14 protein-coding genes are annotated in these 18,270 nt (G+C 61.6%); 10 read left to right on the top strand and 4 right to left on the bottom strand.

Annotation, left to right across the window (positions count from 1 at the left end; genetic code table 11):
• The first annotated feature begins 73 nt into the window (after window positions 1-73).
• The 3 genes from BFQ04_RS06255 to BFQ04_RS06245 are packed head-to-tail and all read left to right on the top strand — an operon-like array spanning window position 74 to window position 3,011.
• Window positions 74-1,177: an alkene reductase gene (locus tag BFQ04_RS06255; protein ID WP_065950056.1), complete on the top strand. Its 1,104-nt coding sequence runs from the start codon at window positions 74-76 to the stop codon at window positions 1,175-1,177.
• Window positions 1,178-1,233: 56 nt separating this feature from the next.
• Entirely contained in the window at window positions 1,234-2,016 is a 783-nt protein-coding gene (locus BFQ04_RS06250) for an SDR family NAD(P)-dependent oxidoreductase (RefSeq protein ID WP_065950055.1), read from the top strand.
• Window positions 2,013-3,011 (top strand): NADP-dependent oxidoreductase, encoded by a 999-nt coding sequence (locus BFQ04_RS06245; RefSeq protein ID WP_065950054.1) that lies wholly within the window; start codon window positions 2,013-2,015, stop codon window positions 3,009-3,011. Before BFQ04_RS06250 ends, BFQ04_RS06245 begins: the two co-directional genes overlap by 4 nt.
• Window positions 3,012-3,090: 79 nt before the next feature.
• Here the strand turns inward: BFQ04_RS06245 and BFQ04_RS06240 are convergent, their stop codons facing one another.
• A complete protein-coding gene (locus BFQ04_RS06240) occupies window positions 3,091-4,377 on the bottom strand; it encodes an OprD family porin (protein ID WP_065932609.1) in 1,287 nt (428 codons plus the stop codon).
• Between the two features lie 408 nt (window positions 4,378-4,785).
• Here BFQ04_RS06240 and BFQ04_RS06235 point away from each other — a divergent pair, with 408 nt between their 5' ends.
• Complete coding sequence (locus tag BFQ04_RS06235) at window positions 4,786-6,873, top strand: TonB-dependent receptor (protein WP_065950053.1); 2,088 nt, start codon at window positions 4,786-4,788, stop codon at window positions 6,871-6,873.
• Between the two features lie 37 nt (window positions 6,874-6,910).
• Here the strand turns inward: BFQ04_RS06235 and BFQ04_RS06230 are convergent, their stop codons facing one another.
• The 3 genes from BFQ04_RS06230 to BFQ04_RS06220 all read right to left on the bottom strand — a co-directional run bounded on the left by BFQ04_RS06230 (window position 6,911) and on the right by BFQ04_RS06220 (window position 11,499).
• Window positions 6,911-7,126, bottom strand: coding sequence for a hypothetical protein (locus tag BFQ04_RS06230; RefSeq protein ID WP_065950052.1), 216 nt, complete (start codon window positions 7,124-7,126; stop codon window positions 6,911-6,913).
• A gap of 235 nt (window positions 7,127-7,361) precedes the next feature.
• Window positions 7,362-8,468, bottom strand: coding sequence for an agmatine deiminase (gene aguA / locus BFQ04_RS06225; RefSeq protein WP_057725458.1), 1,107 nt, complete (start codon window positions 8,466-8,468; stop codon window positions 7,362-7,364).
• Between the two features lie 121 nt (window positions 8,469-8,589).
• Window positions 8,590-11,499, bottom strand: coding sequence for an aminotransferase (locus BFQ04_RS06220; protein ID WP_065950051.1), 2,910 nt, complete (start codon window positions 11,497-11,499; stop codon window positions 8,590-8,592).
• A 151-nt stretch (window positions 11,500-11,650) separates the two neighbouring features.
• Here BFQ04_RS06220 and rfbB point away from each other — a divergent pair, with 151 nt between their 5' ends.
• Genes rfbB through BFQ04_RS06190 form a run of 6 tightly spaced genes read left to right on the top strand, consistent with a single transcriptional unit; the run spans window position 11,651 to window position 18,252 of the window.
• Complete coding sequence (gene rfbB / locus BFQ04_RS06215) at window positions 11,651-12,733, top strand: dTDP-glucose 4,6-dehydratase (RefSeq protein WP_065950050.1); 1,083 nt, start codon at window positions 11,651-11,653, stop codon at window positions 12,731-12,733.
• Window positions 12,730-13,605: a glucose-1-phosphate thymidylyltransferase RfbA gene (gene rfbA, locus BFQ04_RS06210; RefSeq protein ID WP_065950049.1), complete on the top strand. Its 876-nt coding sequence runs from the start codon at window positions 12,730-12,732 to the stop codon at window positions 13,603-13,605. The genes rfbB and rfbA overlap by 4 nt, the downstream gene beginning before the upstream one ends.
• Entirely contained in the window at window positions 13,602-14,147 is a 546-nt protein-coding gene (gene rfbC, locus BFQ04_RS06205) for a dTDP-4-dehydrorhamnose 3,5-epimerase (protein ID WP_065950048.1), read from the top strand. The genes rfbA and rfbC overlap by 4 nt, the downstream gene beginning before the upstream one ends.
• Window positions 14,144-15,025 carry a dTDP-4-dehydrorhamnose reductase gene (gene rfbD / locus BFQ04_RS06200; protein WP_065950047.1) on the top strand — a complete coding sequence of 294 codons (882 nt, stop codon included), beginning with the start codon at window positions 14,144-14,146 and terminating at the stop codon, window positions 15,023-15,025. The genes rfbC and rfbD overlap by 4 nt, the downstream gene beginning before the upstream one ends.
• Window positions 15,026-15,061: 36 nt before the next feature.
• Window positions 15,062-16,870, top strand: a complete 1,809-nt coding sequence (locus tag BFQ04_RS06195) for a sensor histidine kinase (protein ID WP_065950046.1) — start codon at window positions 15,062-15,064, stop codon at window positions 16,868-16,870.
• Window positions 16,867-18,252, top strand: coding sequence for a sigma-54-dependent transcriptional regulator (locus BFQ04_RS06190; protein ID WP_065950045.1), 1,386 nt, complete (start codon window positions 16,867-16,869; stop codon window positions 18,250-18,252). Before BFQ04_RS06195 ends, BFQ04_RS06190 begins: the two co-directional genes overlap by 4 nt.
• The last annotated feature ends 18 nt before the right edge of the window (window positions 18,253-18,270 follow it).

Raw genomic sequence — 18,270 nt, 5'->3', positions numbered from 1 at the left:
ACAGTTTAGATTCCGATCATCATCCTAATCACAAGCGTCATGACTTTCACCCACGGGCACGGAACAAACACCCATGAGCGATCTGAATCTGTTTACTCCCTACACACTGGGCACCCTGACGCTGTCGAACCGTGTGGTTCTCGCGCCACTGACGCGCAACCGCGCCGGCGAGGGTCTTGTCCCGAGTGAGTTCGCAACTGCCTATTACAGCCAGCGGGCCAGCGCGGGCTTGCTGATTTCCGAAGCCTCGCAGATTTCGCAGCAGGGCCAGGGCTATCAAGACACGCCGGGCATTTACACGCAGGCGCAGATAGAAGGATGGCGCCAGGTGACCGATGCCGTGCATGCCAAGGGTGGGAAAATGTTCCTGCAGCTGTGGCATGTGGGCCGTGTTTCCCATGTGGATCTGCAACCCCAAGGCGCGGCGCCGGTCGCGCCTTCCGCGCTTCGGCCCGCGACCAAAGTGTTCGTCAATAATCGCTTCGAGGACGTTTCCGAGCCGCGAGCATTGGAGACTGACGAACTGCCGGGCATCGTCAATGATTTCCGCCAAGCAGCGGCAAACGCCATCGCCGCAGGTTTCGATGGCGTGGAGATCCACGGTGCGAACGGCTATTTGCTGGATCAGTTCATCAAGGACGGCGCCAACCAGCGTACGGATGCCTACGGCGGTTCGATCGCAAACCGGGCGCGGCTGTTGCTTGAAGTGACGGCTGCGGTGGTTGCCGAGGTTGGTGCCGATCGCACGGGCATCCGCCTTTCGCCGGTGTCGCCGGCCAATGGTGTATCGAGCAGCGACCCACAAACGCAGTTCGACTACATCGTCGACCAACTCAATGCGCTGGACATCGTTTATCTGCACGTCGTCGAAGGCGCGACCGGTGGGCCACGCGACGTGGCGCCCTTTGATTTCGACGCCTTGCGTCAGCGCTTCAGGAACACCTACATCGCCAACAACGGCTATGACCTGGACCTGGCCGAGGCGCGCCTTGCGCATGACAAGGCCGACCTGATCGCCTTTGGTCGCCCTTTTATCGCCAACCCCGATCTGGTGGAGCGGTTCAAGGCCGGTGCGTCACTGTCCGCCTTCGACCCCGCCACGCTCTACGGCGGCGGTGCGACGGGCTACATCGACTACCCGACGCTGGCCGAATCAAGCGCTGCCGAGAACCGATAGAGCCTGGTTTTATCCGCATCAATCCCACTCCCTGTTCCTGATAAAGAGCTGACATCATGACTACTCGCCCTACCGTTCTCATCACTGGCGCCTCCACTGGCATCGGCGCGGTTTATGCCGAGCGTTTCGCCCAACGCGGGCATGATCTGGTGTTGGTCGCCCGCGATCACTCACGTCTGGAAACGCTTGCCGCCACCTTGCGTGGCGAACACAACGTCGCCATCGAAGTGCTCCAGGCCGACCTGACGCAACTCGGCGACCTGCACACCGTCGAAGCGCGCCTGCGCGATGATGCGCGCATCGGCATCCTCGTCAACAATGCCGGCGCCGCACAATCGGGCACTTTTATCGAGCAAAGCACTGACAGCGTTGCGCAACTGGTGGCCCTCAACACCACCGCGCTGGTGCGGCTCGCAAGCGCCATTGCACCGCGCCTGGCCAAGGCAGGTGAAGGCGCAATCATCAACATCGGTTCGGTGGTGGGGCTGGCGCCTGAGTTCGGCATGTCGGTGTATGGCGCGACCAAGGCGTTTGTGCTGTTCCTGTCCCAAGGCCTGAGCCTGGAACTGTCGCCTCAGGGTGTTTACGTGCAAGCCGTGCTGCCCGCCGCGACCCGCACGGAGATCTGGGATCGCGCCGGTATCGACATCAACACCTTGAGCGAAATCATGGAAGTGGGTGAGCTGGTGGATGCCGCCCTGCTTGGCTTCGACCGTCGCGAACCGGTGACCATTCCTGCGCTGCAGGAAGGCGAGCGTTGGGATGCGCTGCAAACCGCGCGCCAGGGACTGTTGGCGCAGATCAAGCAATCCACCGTGGCGCAGCGCTATCTACCATGAAGGCATTTTTTATCGATCGCTACGGCAAGCAGAATGGAGTGATTGGCCAAGTGCCTGACCCTGTGGTCGGTGTGCATGACGTGCTGATCCAGGTACATGCAGCGAGCGTGAACCCGCTGGACGCGAAGATCAGCACGGGGGAATTCAAATTGATCCTGCCCTATAGGTTTCCATTGATATTGGGCAATGATCTGGCCGGGGTGGTGGTTCGCACAGGTGCGGCGGTCACGCGATTCAAGCCGGGAGACGAGGTCTATGCACGTCCTCCCGAGTCACGGATCGGGACCTTTGCCGAGTTGATCGCCGTGCATGAAAACGCGCTGGCGTTCAAACCCTCGAACCTGAGCATGGCCGAAGCGGCGGCCATGCCCTTGGCCGCCTTGACGGCCTGGCAGGTGCTGGTTGAAACCGCCCAGGTAAAAAGAGGCCATAAGGTGTTGATTCACGCCGGTTCCGGCGGTGTCGGCACGCTTGCCATCCAGCTCGCCAAACACCTCGGCGCCTTCGTTGCGACCACCACCAGTAGCGCGAATGTCGAATGGGTGAAAGCACTTGGGGCGGATGTGGTCATCGATTACAAACAGCAGGATTTTGCCAACGAGTTGCGCGATTTCGACGTGGTATTGAACAGTCTCGGCAGCGATGTATTGGAGAAATCACTCAAGGTGCTCAAGCCTGGCGGACAGCTTATTTCTCTGTCAGGACCGCCGACCGCGCAATTTGCCCAAGCGCAAGGCTTGCCCTGGGTGCTGGGGCAGGTCATGCGCCTGCTGAGCAGCGGCATTCGCAGGAAAGCCCGCAAGCGCGGGGTGAGCTATGCCTTTTTGTTCATGCAGGCCGATGGAATACAACTGCAGAAAATAACTGCGCTGATCGAGGCGGGCGTTATCAAACCGGTCATCGATCGCTCCTTCCCTTTCGAATCGACCGCAGAGGCGTTGCGGTACGTCGAGCAAGGCAGGGCAAAAGGCAAAGTCACCATCACCCTCCAATAAGCATGCTTTTCAAGCATAAAAAAACCCCGAGCCAGTCGGGGTTTTTTATTGCCTGGCATCAGGCACGACGTGCGATCAATCAGAAAACATTGATCGGGTAGTCGGCGAACAGGCGCAGCTCGTTACCGCCTACGTTGTAGTTGCTGGCGTTGTTGGAAACGCGCAACCACGAGGCACGCGCACGCAGGCTCAGGTCTTTGGCCGGGCCGCTCTGGACCACGTACTTGAACTGGTTCCAGATTTCACGCTCGGTGCCATCGCCACGGCCGGTGCCGTCGTCGATGTTGGTACCGCGCACGTAGGCAACGTTGTAGGTCAGGCCCGGTACGCCGAAGGTAGTGAAGTCGATGCCGTAGCCGGCCTGCCAGGAGCGCTCGTCCTTGCCGTTGAAGTCGGACCAGTAGGAGTTGGCCAGCAGGATGGTATTGCCGCCATCGCCGATGCCGCCGGCGTTGCGGTAGCCGCCGTACAGGTAGCCGGTGTCGCCGGTGCTGCGCTGGTGAGCGATGGTGAAGCTGTGCGGGCCAACAGCCCAGGTAGCGCCCAGGCTCCAGATTTTGTTGTCGCGGGCGTCCGCATCACCTTGGTTTTCCAGGGCGAAGCTGCGGTCCAGCTTGGTTTTGTAGCCGTTGAAGTCAAAGGTCAGCGACTGTTTCTCTGGCAGCGCCAGCACGTAGTTGACGTTGACGTATTGCTTCTTCAGCACGTCCTGCATATCGGAGGCGTACAAGGCAGCCGACAGGCTTTCGGTGAATTTGTAGCTGCCACCGATGTAGTTGATGCTCTTCAGGCGGCCGCTGTCGCTGCCTTCGGCGCTCTTGCGCGCTTCCTTGGTGAAGTGACCGGCGTCCAGTTGCAGGCCGGCGATTTCCTTGGAAACGATCGAGGTGCCCTCGTAGGTTTCCGACAACAGGCGCGAGTTGTCGTACTGCAGGACCGGCACGGCTGGCATCTGCTGACCGTATTTGATCACGGTGTTGGAAATACGCGCCTTGACGGCTGCGCCGCCCTTGGCCAGGTCGTTGGCCGCTTCGCCGCTGTCGCCTTGCTTGAAGAAGTCGATACCGCCGGCGCCGCTGCGACCTTTACCGCCGTCCAGACGGATGGCGTATTGGCCGATCACGTCCACACCCACCCCTACAGTGCCCTGGGTGAAGCCGGACTCGAACTTGCCGATGAAGCCCTGGCCCCACTCTGCTTTGTCCTGCTTGCCGTTTTTGTAATCACGGCTGATGTAGGCGTTGCGTGCTGCAATGTTCAGGTGGCTGTCTTCAACGAAACCCTTGGATTGCTCCTGGTCGTTCGCCATGGCTGTCGATGCGCTCAAAATCCCCAGAGCGATCAGACTCATCCGTTGCTTCAACATGTTCTTATATTCCTTATTACTGGTTGAGTACGCGCTATGACACCAGGCCCCTATCACTTTCCGGTGTCGACCTTCTCCAGAAAAAACAAGGCCCGCGGACGACTGAACTGCCGCGGGCCTTTTCTTATTGGATGAGTCATGGCTGTCAGCCACAGGCGTTGGACGCAATCCTATGCGCGGGTTGAACTATGTGTCAATTTCGTGAACCACCTGTATTTAGGCTAAATAATTCTAAGCACAGACCTATTGCACTTGGGTAAACGTCCAAAAATCCCATCGCCCCCCGCAAAAAAACACACTATGTAACAAATTAGTAGGCGATACGTTTGGGAATAGATCACGCGAGCGAATGCAAAGCATTACCATTCGCGCACTTTCTCTTCCCTGACAATTCGGACACATTTTCCCATGCTTGCCCCTCGCCTGATGCCGTTTTTCCTTGGGCTTTCTACTGTGCTGTCTGCCGGTTTTGCCTGTGCCACCACGGTGTTGCCCGCCACCTCGATCAGCGCAGAAATCGACGAAGACGACCCACGCACCCAGCAAAGCAACACCGCCACGCGCACTGCGACTGCCGTGCGTTACGTACCCCAGGCGATCGATTCGGTGAAAACCGACAGCCTGCGCGCCTATGGCACCAACGATCTGGGCCAGGCGTTGAGCGGTATTCCCAACGTCAGCAGCGGCGCCGACACGCGCTTCGACAGCCTGCGTATCCGCGGTTTCGATGCGAGCAATGACTTCTACCTGGACGGCATCCGCGACGACAGCCAATACGTACGCGACCTGCATAACATCGAGCGTATCGAGGTGCTAAAGGGCCCGGCAGCGGTGCTCTACGGGCGCGGCGGCCAGGGCGGGATCGTCAACCGTGTGAGCAAACTGCCAGCCCCCGGCCGCGTATCCAGCCTCGAAGCCCAGGGTGGCAGCAACGATCTGCGCAGCGTGTACGCTGACCTGAGTACCGATCCCACCGACAACATCAGCCTACGCCTGAACATGGGCAACCAGGACAACAACAGCTTTCGCGATGGCGTCAATGGCAACCGCCAGTTGTTCGCGCCGTCGATGAGCTGGCAGCTCACGCCCGAGCTGAACTGGCTGGTGCAATACGAATACAGCCGCTACAACCGCACGCCGGACCGCGGCATTCCGGGCGTCAATGGGCGCCCTGCGGATGTGAGTCGCAGCACCACCTATTTCTCCAGCGGCGATTACATCGATGACACCTCCCAGTCCCTGCGCTCAAAGCTTGCCTATGAGCTCAACGACAACTGGCAACTGCGCCACACCCTGGGCGTGTTCAAGCTCGACAGCGATTTCGACAACACCTACCAGACCGGCTACGACGCAAGAACCAACACCGTCAGCCGCCAGCATTGGCAGCAGGACCTGACCACCCGCAACGTGTTCAACAACCTCGAACTGGAGGGGGGGTTCGATACCTTCGGGCTGGAGCACCGCCTGCTTACCGGGATTGAATTGGGCAGCCAGCGCCGCGACCCGAAACTCTACTCGGCCACCGCGCCCAATCGGGGCGGCCAGGCTGTACCGAGCCTGGACCTCACCCAGCCCAACCGTGACCTGCGCCACACCGGGCGCATGAGCGTTTCGAGCGACAACCACACTGAAGTCGAAAGCCGCGCCTTGTACGTGCAGGATCAATTGCGCCTGAACGATCAGTGGCAACTGTTGGGCGGGCTGCGTTATGACCGCTTCGAAGTGGACACCACCAACAAGCTGCTCAACACTCAGCAGGACGTCAAAAGCCACAGCACCAGCCCCCGCGTCGGCCTGGTGTGGACGCCGCTGGAGCATCACTCCTTCTATGCCTCGTGGAGCAAGACGTTCTCCCCGGCAGGCGGCGGTTTGATCGGCATCACACCGAACGCCGCCGGCAGCGTCAACGACCTGAGCCCCGAGTTGACCAAACAGAAGGAAATCGGGGTGAAAAGCGATTGGCTTGACGACCGTTTGAGCACCACCCTGGCCGTGTACGAACTTGAACTCTACAACCGTCGCACCAGCGACCCGCTGGACCGCACCATTACCCTGCTGACGGGCAAGCAACGTTCGCGCGGCATCGAGCTGACCGCCACCGGCAAGGTCGTCGGCAATTGGTACGTGCGCGGCGGCGTCGGCCTGCAGGATGCCAAGGTCGAGGAGGACAACAATGGTTTCGAAGGCAAGCGCATCAGCGACGTGGCCAAGCGCAATGCCAGCGTGTTCATCACCTGGAAACCGCAGATGGGCTGGTATGCGGAAACCGGCCTGACCCTGGTCGGTGACCGCTATGCCGACAACCTCAACACCGTGGTGTTACCCGGTTATGGTCGCTGGGACGCGCTGGCCGGGTTCCGTCAGAAAGAATGGGACGTGAGGGCAGCGCTGAACAATATCGCCGACAAACACTATTACGCTTCAGCCACCAGCGCCGCGCAGATTCAGCCGGGTGAGCCGCGTAGCGTGGTGGTGACAGGCACCTACAGTTTCTAGTGTTTCTCCAGGGCAACGCAGTTGGCGTGGCGGCTCTTTAGTAACTCATCAGCTCGCACAACACCCGCACCTCATCCTCCGTGAACAAACCTGCCGGGTAGCGTTCACTCATCACGCTGCGCAAGTCAGGCTGTTGCCTGACTTGTCGCGAGCCGTTTTCCTTCAACCAGAGCCCCAGCGCGTGGATCGCATCGCCATCGACCCGCACCGGGTGGAACGTGCGCGTGAACATCGGGTTGATTTGTGCATTCATTTCAGCGCTCTCTCCTGCTGCGTGAGCGGGTAACTTACTCAAGGTATGTGACAGAACAATGCGGTCTTGGGCTGAGTCTCTGTCGTTTATCTGCGATACAAGAGCTATGCCAATATCCCGTATTTACGGGTATTGAGCCGCAAAAAAGCCCGCGACCTTGCCGGGCCGCGGGCTTGCTTGGAACGCTGCGATTGCGCAGTACTCACTCGCCATCAAGGCGCTGTTACAACTGCACTCAATTTCTCTGTGGGGCGGGTTGCTGCTGGGTCAGGCAGTGAATATTGCCGCCCCCCAGTAACAGTTCGCGGCCCGGCACCATCACCACTTCGTGTTGTGGGAACAGGTTCTGCAGGATCTGCTTGGCCTGGTGATCCAGCGGGTCATCGAAGCTCGGCGCAATGATGCCGCCGTTGACGATCAGGAAGTTGACGTAGGAACCGGCCAATCGCACGCTCGGATTACGTTCCTGGCTACCGTCCACCGGATCGACACCGGCACATTCTTCCTCGGTGGCATACAGCGGCCCTGGGATCGGCATCTTATGCACCGTGAACGAGCGGCCCTGGGCGTCAGTGCTGCTTTGCAGTACGTCCATGGCGGCATGGCAGCGCGCGTAGTTCGGGTCTTGCGGGTCATCGGTCCAGGCCAGCAGCACTTCACCTGGGCGCACGTAGCAACAGAAGTTATCCACATGGCCGTCGGTTTCGTCGTTGAACAGTCCATCCGGCAACCAGATGATCTTGTCCACAGCCAGGTTGGCGCTGAGGACTGCTTCGATGGCCGCACGGTCCAGGTGCGGATTGCGGTTGCGATTCAACAGGCACTCTTCGGTGGTGATCAGGGTGCCTTCGCCGTCGACGTGAATCGAACCGCCCTCCAGCACAAAGCCTTCGGTGCGATAACGTGAGGCGCGCTCGATCTCGAGAATCTTGCCGCCCACTTGTGAGTCGCGGTTCCACGGCGCATACAAACCGCCGTCAAACCCGCCCCAGGCGTTGAAATCCCAATTCACACCGCGCACTTCGCCACTGTCGTTGATCACGAACGTCGGGCCGGTGTCCCGTACCCAGGCGTCGTCGCTGGACATCTCCACCACGCGGATATTCGGCACGTCGAGGCGGCTGCGGGCGTTTTCGTACTGGCCGGCGGAAACCGCAACGGTCACCGGTTCAAACCGTGCAATGGCCTTGGCCACGGCCACGTGGGCCGCCTGCGCCGGCTTGCCGCCCAGGCGCCAGTTGTCCGGGCGCTCGGGCCAGATCATCCAGGTCTGGGTCTGTGGCGCCCATTCGGCGGGCATATGAAAGCCATCGGCGCGAGGCGTGCTGTGCAAAGTGGTCATGACGATCAGGGCTCCGAATGGGGTGAAAGCCGACTTTATAACGGATAAATATCGGCTTTAGTAGTTAAAAAACAGGGCGCACAATAAATTCAATCGATTAAAACCGATATCAATCGGCTTGTTACAACTGTTCGTCGAGCACTTTGGACAGCATGTCGACGAAAAAATCCACACTGCGCCGGGTAGTGACCATCGGCGGCTTGATCTTGAGGATGTTCAGATAGTCGCCGGTCGGCTGCATGAAAACGCCCAGCTCACGCAGACGGTCACATAACAGCGCCGTCTCCTGCGTCGCGGGCTCCAGGGTGTGTCGGTCACGTACCAGCTCCAGCCCCAGATAGAAGCCGGAACCGTGTACCGCGCCGACTAACGGATGACGCTCGATCAGCGCTTGCAGGCGTGTCTTGAAATATCCCCCCACTAGCTGGGCGTTTTCCCACAGGTTTTCTTCCTCCATCACATCCAGTACCGCCATGCCGATACGGCAACTGACCGGGCTACCGCCCGATGAGGAGAAGAAGTAGCCCTCGGCTTCCAGGGCTTCGGCAATTTCGCGACGGGTGATCACCGCACCCAGCGGCTGCCCGTTGCCCATGCCCTTGGCCATGGTAATGATGTCCGGCACAACGCCCTGCTCTTCAAAGCCCCAGAAAAAATGCCCCATGCGGCCATAGCCCACCTGCACCTCATCGGCGATACACACGCCGCCCTGGGCGCGGACCAACCCATAGACCTGCTGCAAGTAGCCCGGCGGCAACGAAATACCACCGGCGTTGCCATACACCGGCTCGCAGATGAAACCCGCCAGCTGACGTTGGCTCGCGGCGATTTTCGCCAGGTTGTGTTCCACGCTTCGTACATAGTCAGGCGCACTGTCCGGCCCGCGGAACTCACCACGGTAGGTATTCGGCGCCGTCACCGGGTGCACCCAGTCCGGGCGGCTGCTCAGCGCCTGGGGATTATCGGCAATCGAGGTCGACACCGCGTCCGCCGCCACCGACCAGCCGTGATAAGCCTCCAGCACACTGAGCATGTCGCGCCCGCCGCTGTAGGCCCAGGCCAGGCGAATCGCCAGGTCATTGGCCTCGGTGCCGCTGTTGACCAGGAACACCCGGTCCATACCCTGCGGCGCCAGCGCCAGCAGGCGTTCGGAAAACTCGGCAATCGCCGCGTAGTGAAATCGCGAGTTGGTGTTGAGCAGTGACCATTGCCGCGCCGCCACCGCCGCCATCCGCGGGTGACCGTGGCCCAGCACGGCCACGTTGTTGAGCATGTCCAGGTAGGAGCGGCCCTGCATATCGATCAAGTGGTTGCGCCAGCCCCGTTCGATACGCGGCGGGTCGACGTAATAATGCTTCTGCGAGCGGGCAAAGCTGGCGTCGCGCCGGGCCAGCAGCGCCTCGGGGTCCAGCTCCGGTTCGGCGTCGCAGGCCAACCCGAGCAGCGCCGCCGGTGACGGGCACAACGCGCGCCACGCCGCCGCCCTGGAGGGGGCACAGAACAACGGCGGCTCAAGGTCGGCACGACACAGTTGCACGATCAACGGCCCGTGGACCTCACCGAGTACCTGCCCTTTCACGACCACTGCACCGGGATCGTGCGGCGTTTTCACGCCCCATACGCGCAGACTCAGGCGCTCGTCATGCACACACAGCACGCCGTCAGCGCCCTCGCGCAGGGTCCCGGCAAAAGGGGCTTCAACCACTGTGCCAGGGGGCAGATGCAATTCGACGTGCAGGGGAAAAGTGTCCGGCTCCACAGCGCTGTCCGGACGGGTACGCGACAATCGATATTGCCCATAACGGCTGGCCGCCTGCCCATGCACCGCTGCGGCGTCGTCCAGCAATCGCCGATCGATGCCAGGCGTCTCCCAGTTGCCCGCCTCGAAATGCGGACTGAGCACGCCCAGGTCGATCAATGCGAATTCCCGCCCGACCAGCCCTGGCAGCAATGGGGCGAAATCCTGGCTGGCCAAGGCCGGCAAGGCCTCGCCGACAGCACTGAGGATTGCCGCCTCCATCAATTCGAACGGCACCGATGTCGCAACGTGGAAAATTTCCCACTCGTGTTCGGCGTTCTTCAACAGGTAGGCGTTATCAGGGTCCAGGCGTCGCTGCTGCTCGCTGCTCAGCACCAACACCGCTGCGCGGGCGACGATCAACGGCCACAGCGCGCGCAACTCTTCACGCTGCAACGGCGTAACCGCGTGACACGCCCGGATCGCCGGCAGGATGGCAAACGGGTCGCCCTCGGCGTGGTGCAGCAGCGCGGCGCAGGTGACCGACAGGTCGGCAATGCGCCAGGTATGCACCAGGTCGCCGAAATCGATGACGCCCTGGACCTGCCAGTGCCGCCCCGCATCACGCAGCCAGACCACGTTGTCGTCGGTGATGTCCATGTGCACGGCCTGCCAGGGCAAGTGCGCAGCCAAAGGCCCGATATGCGCGTCGATCTGCCCGGCGACCTGTTCCAGCGCGGCGCGATGGGCAAGGTCGGGCAAGGCCGCCAGCAAATGCTTGATCAACGCCTGCGCGTGGCGCGGGTCCCATTGCAGGGTGCGGTCCAGGCCGGGATGGGTGAACGTGGCCAGCGCCAGGCTCATGCGCCCGCACAGGTCGCCAAAGCCTGCAATCACGTCGCGGCCCAGGTGAGGCAAACGGGTCAGGGGTTGGCCGTCGATGTAGTCCAATAGCCGCAGGTGCAGGGTCTGTCCATCGACGCTGATGGTGAGCAGTTCATCGCCATTGAGGGCCTTGATCACCTTGGGCACACGCACCTCTGCCTGCGCCTGCAGCGCATTGAGGGCGGCATGCTGGGCCTGGAGCTCAATTGCAGCGTAGTCACCCCGGCAGATTTTCAGAACGAAGCGGCCCAGGGCGCTGTCAATCCTGAAGTTGAGGTCTTGTTGACTGCCCAATGACTGCAATGCGCCACTAAGGCCGTAATGTTGCTCAAGCAGATGGGCCGCCTGTTCCAGGCTCAACTGGGGGCACGGCAGGCTGGCACGATGGATCAATGTGGCGAGCAACATTGTGACGACCTCGGTTTTATCAGACGTCTATATCGCCATTGTTCGGGGGCGTTAATCAACCCCTCCTGCTCGCCGCGCTTGCGCCCGCTCGATTCACAACTCAAGCTATGCTTCTTTCGCTTAATGTCCGTCTAAGGAAAAGGCCCTCGACATGCGCATTCTCATCACCGGCGGTGCCGGATTTATTGGCTCGGCCCTGATCCGGCATCTGATCCAGCACACTGAGCACGACGTGCTCAACCTGGACAAGCTCACTTACGCCGGCAACCTTGAGTCGCTGGCCAGCATTGCGTCCAACAGCCGCTACGAGTTCGTCCAGGCCGACATCATCGACCAGGCCACCGTCAGCGCCGTACTGGCGCGCTTTGAGCCAGACGCGATCATGCACCTGGCGGCCGAGTCCCATGTGGACCGCTCCATCGACGGCCCGTCGGATTTTATCCAGACCAACATCGTCGGCACCTACAGCCTGCTCGAAGCCACCCGTGCCTATTGGCAGAAGCTGGCTGAACCGGCCAAAAGCGCGTTCCGTTTCCATCACATCTCCACCGACGAGGTGTATGGCGACCTGCACGGCGTGGACGATCTGTTCACCGAAACCACGCCCTACGCCCCCAGCTCGCCGTACTCGGCCAGCAAGGCAGCCTCCGACCATCTGGTCCGCGCCTGGCAGCGTACCTACGGCCTGCCGGTGCTGTTGACCAACTGCTCGAACAACTACGGGCCGTTCCACTTCCCTGAAAAGCTGATCCCACTGGTGATTCTCAACGCCCTCGCAGGCAAACCGCTGCCGGTGTATGGCGATGGCTTGCAAGTGCGCGACTGGCTGTTCGTCGAGGATCACGCCCGTGCGCTGCTCAAGGTGGTGACGACTGGGGTGGTGGGCGAGACCTACAACATCGGCGGCCACAACGAACAGAAGAATATCGACGTCGTACGCGGCATCTGCGCCCTGTTGGAAGAGCTGGCGCCGCAGCGTCCGGCCGGCGTGGAAAAATTCACCGACCTGATCACGTTCGTCAAGGATCGTCCGGGCCACGACCAACGCTACGCGATCGACGCCAGCAAAATCGAGCGCGAGCTGGGCTGGGTCCCGGAAGAAACCTTTGAGACCGGACTGCGCAAGACCGTGCAGTGGTACCTCGATAACCTGGAATGGTGCCGCAGGGTCCAGGATGGCAGCTATCAAGGTGAACGACTTGGCAACACTGACGTAAAGGATCTGATCGCATGATGAAGGGAATTGTATTGGCCGGCGGTTCCGGCACCCGTTTGCACCCCATTACCCTGGGCGTGTCCAAACAACTGTTGCCGGTGTATGACAAACCGATGATCTACTACCCGATCTCGGTGCTGATGCTGGCGGGGATCAAGGACATCCTGGTGATTTCCACGCCGGTGGACCTGCCGCAATACCGCAACCTCCTGGGTGACGGCAGCCAGTTCGGCGTGCGTTTCAGCTATGCGGAACAGCCTTCGCCGGATGGTTTGGCCCAGGCGTTCATCATTGGCGAGGAGTTCATCGGTGATGACCCGGTGTGCCTGATCCTGGGGGACAACATCTTCCACGGTCAGCACTTCGGTGATCAATTGCGCAACGCCGCGAAACGCCCATCCGGCGCTACGGTGTTCGGCTACTGGGTCAAAGACCCGGAGCGTTTCGGCGTGATCGATTTCGACAAAGAAGGCCGCGCCCTGTCGATTGAAGAGAAACCGGCAAAGCCTAAATCGAGCTATGCGGTGACCGGCCTGTATTTCTACGACAACGACGTGATCAAGATCGCCAAGGCCGTCCAGCCTTCGCCACGCGGCGAGCTGGAGATTACCGACGTCAACAACGCCTACCTAAAGCGCGGCGACCTGCACGTTGAACGTTTTGGGCGCGGCTTCGCCTGGCTCGACACCGGCACCCATGACAGCCTGCTGGAAGCGTCCACTTACGTGCAGACCATCGAGCACCGCCAGGGCCTGAAAGTCGCCTGCCTGGAAGAAATCGCCTACGACAACGGCTGGATTGATCGTGACTATTTGCTGGAACGCGCTAAATATTTCGGCAAAACCGGCTATGGTCAGTATTTGTACATGCTGGCCGGGACCCCTAAATGAATGTGAGCGCCACTGAGCTGCCTGGTGTATTGGTCATCGAACCGAAGGTATTTGGCGATGACCGCGGCTTTTTTTATGAGAGTTTCAACGCCCGCGAGTTTGAAAATGCCAGCGGGTTGAAACTTCAGTTTGTGCAGGACAACCACTCACGCTCGTTGAAAGGCGTGCTGCGTGGCCTGCACTACCAGGTCGAACACGCCCAGGGCAAACTGGTGCGTGTGACGGCTGGGGAAGTCTTGGATGTGGCGGTGGATATCCGCCGCAGCTCTCCTCATTTCGGTAAATGGGCCAGCGTGCGCCTGTCTGCCGAAAACAATCGGCAGCTGTGGATACCGCCGGGCTTCGCCCACGGTTTCCTTGTGCTGAGCGATTACGCCGAATTCCTCTACAAGACGACGGAGTACTACACGCCGTCGGCAGAGCGTTGTATTCGCTGGGACGACCCGGACCTCAATATCGATTGGCAGCTCGATGGCCCACCGACCCTGTCCGCCAAGGATCAGGTCGGTAAAAGCCTGAGGGATGCGGACCTGTTCCCGTGACAGCGCCCCTGAAGATATTGATCACCGGTCAGCACGGCCAGGTCTCCCAGGCGCTGCAGCAGCGCCTCCAGGGCCTGGGCGAGCTCATCGTACTGGGCCGCGACCAGCTTGATCTGGCTAACGCCGACCAGATTCGCCAACACGTGCGCGCTCACCGTCCCGACCTGATCATCAACGCCGCCGCCCACACTGCGGTCGATCAGGCCGAAAGCGAACCGGACGCAGCCTTCGCCATCAACGCCACCACCCCCGGCATTCTCGCCGAAGAAGCCAAGGCCCTTGGCGTCCCGCTGATTCATTACTCCACCGATTACGTGTTCGACGGCAGCAAACCTGCCGCCTATACCGAAAATGACCCGCCCAACCCACTGGGTGTCTACGGCCAGAGCAAACTGGCGGGTGAACAGGCGATTGCGGCCGTGGGCGGCAAGTACCTGATTCTGCGCACCAGCTGGGTGTATTCGAGCCACGGCAAGAACTTCCTGCTGACCATGCAGCGCCTGCTGCAGGAGAAACCGCAGATGCGTATCGTCGCCGACCAGATCGGCGCGCCGACGTGGGCCGGGACCATCGCCGACAGTACGCGTGCACTGATCGAGCGCTGGCAAGCCGGTGACGCCGGGGATTGGGGTGTTTATCACCTGACTGCCCAGGGTGAAACATCGTGGTTCGGCTTTGCCCAGGCCATTGGCGAAGCCCTGCGCGTGGCAGGCAAACCCTGCGCCGAACTGGAAGCGATCCCGTCGAGCGCCTATCCAACACCCGCCAGGCGCCCTCTGAACTCACGCCTCGATTGCAGCCACCTGCAGCAGCAATGGCACGTCAGCCAGCCGCAATGGCAAGACGCATTGCACGAGTGTCTTGCCAGGCAGCACTAGGCATAATGCGCCTGTACCCACAGGCGCACGATTTCCATGACCCCACCTCTTCCGCGAAGACCCCGCTGGCGTAGCCTGGCCCTGTTGGCGTTGTGCCTGGCGCCGCTGCTATGGCCGCTGGAACACTTGGCCGAGCGCTACTACCGCAGCGAGCTGGCCGGGCAGAACCGTCAGACCCTGGACCTGTACGTCGCCAACCTGTTGGGCACCCTGCATCGCTATGAAGTGCTACCGCAGATCCTCGGTGACCTGCCGGCCCTGCGCACCGCGCTGGATGCGCCGCAGATCAGCACCCACCTGGTCAACGCCAACCTGCTGCTCAAGGACGTCGCCGCCCAGGCCGGGGTGGAAGTGATGTACCTGATGGACACCACCGGCAAGACCCTCGCCGCGTCCAACTGGGATAAACAAGACAGCTTTGTCGGGCGCAATTTTTCCTTTCGCCCCTATTTCAGCGAAGCCATGGCCGGGCGCCTGGGGCGCTTTTTCGGGCTGGGCACCACCTCGGCCAAGCGCGGCTATTTCTTCGCCGCCGCCGTGCGCGATGGTGAGAACATCATCGGCGTACTGGTGGTCAAGGTCGACCTGGACCACACCGAGAGCCTGTGGGGCAACACCCCTGAACAACTGCTGGTGACCGACCACAATGGCGTGGTGATCCTCACCTCGCGCCCGCAATGGCGGTTCCGCGCCACACGCCCGCTGACCGCCGAAGAACGCCAGGCCATTATTGCCATCCAGCCCTACCCGACCCGTGATCCGCAGCCACTGAACCTCAGCAGCAGCGCCTGGCTGCGCCAATCCACCGCGATCGCCGAAACCGGCTGGAACGTGGAAATTCTCGCTCCCCAGTCCTTGATCAACCGCCCGGTGCGTACCGTGGTGGCCGTCGGCGGCGCGACATTGCTGGTGCTGATGCTGCTGCTTGGCTTGATGATGCAGCGCCGTCGCCATTACCTGGAGCGCATCGCCTTCGAAGCCAAGGCCCGCCGCGAGCTGGAAATGCGCGTGGCCGAGCGGACCAGCGACCTGGAAGGCCTGAACCGGCGCCTCAAACAGGAAGTGCTGGAGCGCGAACACGCCCAGCAGGAACTGGTACGCGCCCAGGACGATCTGGTACAGGCCGGCAAACTCTCGGCGCTGGGCACCATGTCGGCCAGCATCAGCCATGAACTGAACCAACCCCTGGCGGCGATTCGCAGCTACGCGGAAAACGCTGAAGTGCTGCTCGACCATGAACGCACCGCCGATGCCCGCGGCAACCTCAAGTTGATCAGCGAACTGACCGGGCGCATGGCGTCGATCATCGCCCACTTGCGCGCGTTCGCCCGCCGCGACCGCCACGCGCCGGAAAGCGTGGCGTTGCAACCGGCGCTGGACGATGCGCTGGCGTTGTTGGGCAAGCGGCGGCGTTCGATGGAAGTGGAATTGATCCGCGACCTGCCCGAGGCGACGTTATGGGTACAGGCCGGTGAAACCCGTCTACGCCAGGTGCTGGGCAACCTGCTGGCCAATGCCCTCGACGCCCTCACCGAAAAAGGCCCGCCACGCAAACTGTGGCTGAGTGCCCAAACCACCGACCAGGGCGTCAACCTGTACATCCGCGACAACGGCCCGGGCTTTTGCATGGAAGCCCTGGGCCGCGCCAGCGAGCCGTTCTACACCACCAAGACACGCACCCAGGGCCTGGGCCTGGGCCTGGCCATCTGTGACACCCTGATGCGTGCGTTCGGCGGCGAACTGCTGTTCGCCAACCACAAGGAAGGCGGCGCGCTGTTAACCTTGAAATTGCGTGCCGGCTCGCCGGGCGTCAGTGTGCAACCGTCCGAGGACCGCAGTGTATGAGTATCGATAACCAGATTCAGGTGGTGCTGATCGACGATGATCCCCATTTGCGTCAGGCGCTATGCCAGACCCTGGACCTGGCCGGACTGAAAGTGCTGCCCCTGGGCGAAGCCAGCGGCCTCACCGCACGCCTGTCGCGGGACTGGCCGGGCGTAGTGGTCAGCGATATCCGCATGCCCGGCATGGACGGCCTGGAGCTGCTCGCCGAACTGCACGGCCAGGACCCCGACCTGCCGGTGCTGCTGATCACCGGCCACGGCGACGTGCCGCTGGCAGTGCAGGCGATGCGCGCCGGCGCCTACGACTTCCTCGAAAAGCCCTTCGCCAGCGACGCCTTGCTCGACAGCGTACGCCGCGCCCTGGCCCTGCGCCGCCTGGTGCTGGACAACCGCAGCCTGCGCCTGGCCCTCAGCGATCGGCAGCAACTGAGCACACGCCTGGTCGGGCATTCGCCGCAAATGCTGCGCCTGCGCGAGCAAATCGGTGCGCTGGCGGCGACCAGGGCCGATGTGCTGATCCTCGGCGAAACCGGCGCCGGCAAGGAAGTGGTCGCCCGCGCCCTGCATGATCTGTCGAACCGTCGCAGCGGCCCGTTCGTGGCGATCAATGCCGGGGCACTGGCCGAGTCTGTGGTGGAAAGCGAACTGTTCGGCCATGAACCCGGCGCGTTTACCGGCGCGCAGAAGCGCCGTATCGGCAAGTTCGAATTCGCCAACGGCGGCACGCTGTTTCTCGATGAAATCGAAAGCATGAGCCTGGACGTGCAGGTCAAGCTGCTACGGTTGTTGCAGGAACGCGTGGTGGAGCGCCTGGGCGGCAACCAGCTGATCCCGCTGGACATCCGCATCATCGCCGCCACCAAGGAAGACCTGCGCCAGGCCGCCGACCAGGGCCGCTTCCGCGCCGACTTGTATTACCGTCTCAACGTCGCGCCGCTGCGCATTCCACCGCTGCGCGAACGTGGCGAAGACGCGCTGATGCTGTTCCAGCACTTCGCCGACGAAGCCAGCAGCCGCCACGGCCTGCCGCTGCACGAGCTGCAACCGGGACAACGCGCCCTGCTGTTGCGCCACAGTTGGCCGGGCAATGTACGCGAGCTGCAAAACGCCGCCGAGCGCTTCGCCCTGGGCCTGGAACTGGCCCTGGACAGTGCGCCGGACGATCCATCCGCCAGCACCCTGACCTCCACGCCTGGCGGTTTGAGCGAGCAAGTCGAACAATTCGAAAAAAGCCTGATCGCCGCCGAACTGACCCGCCCCCACAGCTCCCTGCGCAGCCTCGCCGAAGCCCTCGGCGTGCCACGCAAAACACTGCACGACAAACTGCGCAAGCACGGCCTGAACTTCGCCGACAGCGCCAGCCACAGCGCAGACGACGAATGATCCTGTCCACCCGCCAAG

It is taken from the genome of Pseudomonas sp. 37 R 15, from assembly GCF_900004865.1.
GTDB lineage: Bacteria > Pseudomonadota > Gammaproteobacteria > Pseudomonadales > Pseudomonadaceae > Aquipseudomonas > Aquipseudomonas fluorescens_AM.
This window is presented reverse-complemented; position numbering and strand designations above follow the sequence as displayed.

Coding starts and splice junctions, on each gene's coding strand:
- BFQ04_RS06255 (WP_065950056.1), top strand. CDS start 74: ATGAGCGATCTGAATCTGTTTACTCCCTACACACTGGGCACCCTGACG.
- BFQ04_RS06250 (WP_065950055.1), top strand. CDS start 1,234: ATGACTACTCGCCCTACCGTTCTCATCACTGGCGCCTCCACTGGCATC.
- BFQ04_RS06245 (WP_065950054.1), top strand. CDS start 2,013: ATGAAGGCATTTTTTATCGATCGCTACGGCAAGCAGAATGGAGTGATT.
- BFQ04_RS06240 (WP_065932609.1), bottom strand. CDS start 4,377: ATGTTGAAGCAACGGATGAGTCTGATCGCTCTGGGGATTTTGAGCGCA.
- BFQ04_RS06235 (WP_065950053.1), top strand. CDS start 4,786: ATGCTTGCCCCTCGCCTGATGCCGTTTTTCCTTGGGCTTTCTACTGTG.
- BFQ04_RS06230 (WP_065950052.1), bottom strand. CDS start 7,126: ATGAATGCACAAATCAACCCGATGTTCACGCGCACGTTCCACCCGGTG.
- aguA (WP_057725458.1), bottom strand. CDS start 8,468: ATGACCACTTTGCACAGCACGCCTCGCGCCGATGGCTTTCATATGCCC.
- BFQ04_RS06220 (WP_065950051.1), bottom strand. CDS start 11,499: ATGTTGCTCGCCACATTGATCCATCGTGCCAGCCTGCCGTGCCCCCAG.
- rfbB (WP_065950050.1), top strand. CDS start 11,651: ATGCGCATTCTCATCACCGGCGGTGCCGGATTTATTGGCTCGGCCCTG.
- rfbA (WP_065950049.1), top strand. CDS start 12,730: ATGATGAAGGGAATTGTATTGGCCGGCGGTTCCGGCACCCGTTTGCAC.
- rfbC (WP_065950048.1), top strand. CDS start 13,602: ATGAATGTGAGCGCCACTGAGCTGCCTGGTGTATTGGTCATCGAACCG.
- BFQ04_RS06195 (WP_065950046.1), top strand. CDS start 15,062: ATGACCCCACCTCTTCCGCGAAGACCCCGCTGGCGTAGCCTGGCCCTG.
- BFQ04_RS06190 (WP_065950045.1), top strand. CDS start 16,867: ATGAGTATCGATAACCAGATTCAGGTGGTGCTGATCGACGATGATCCC.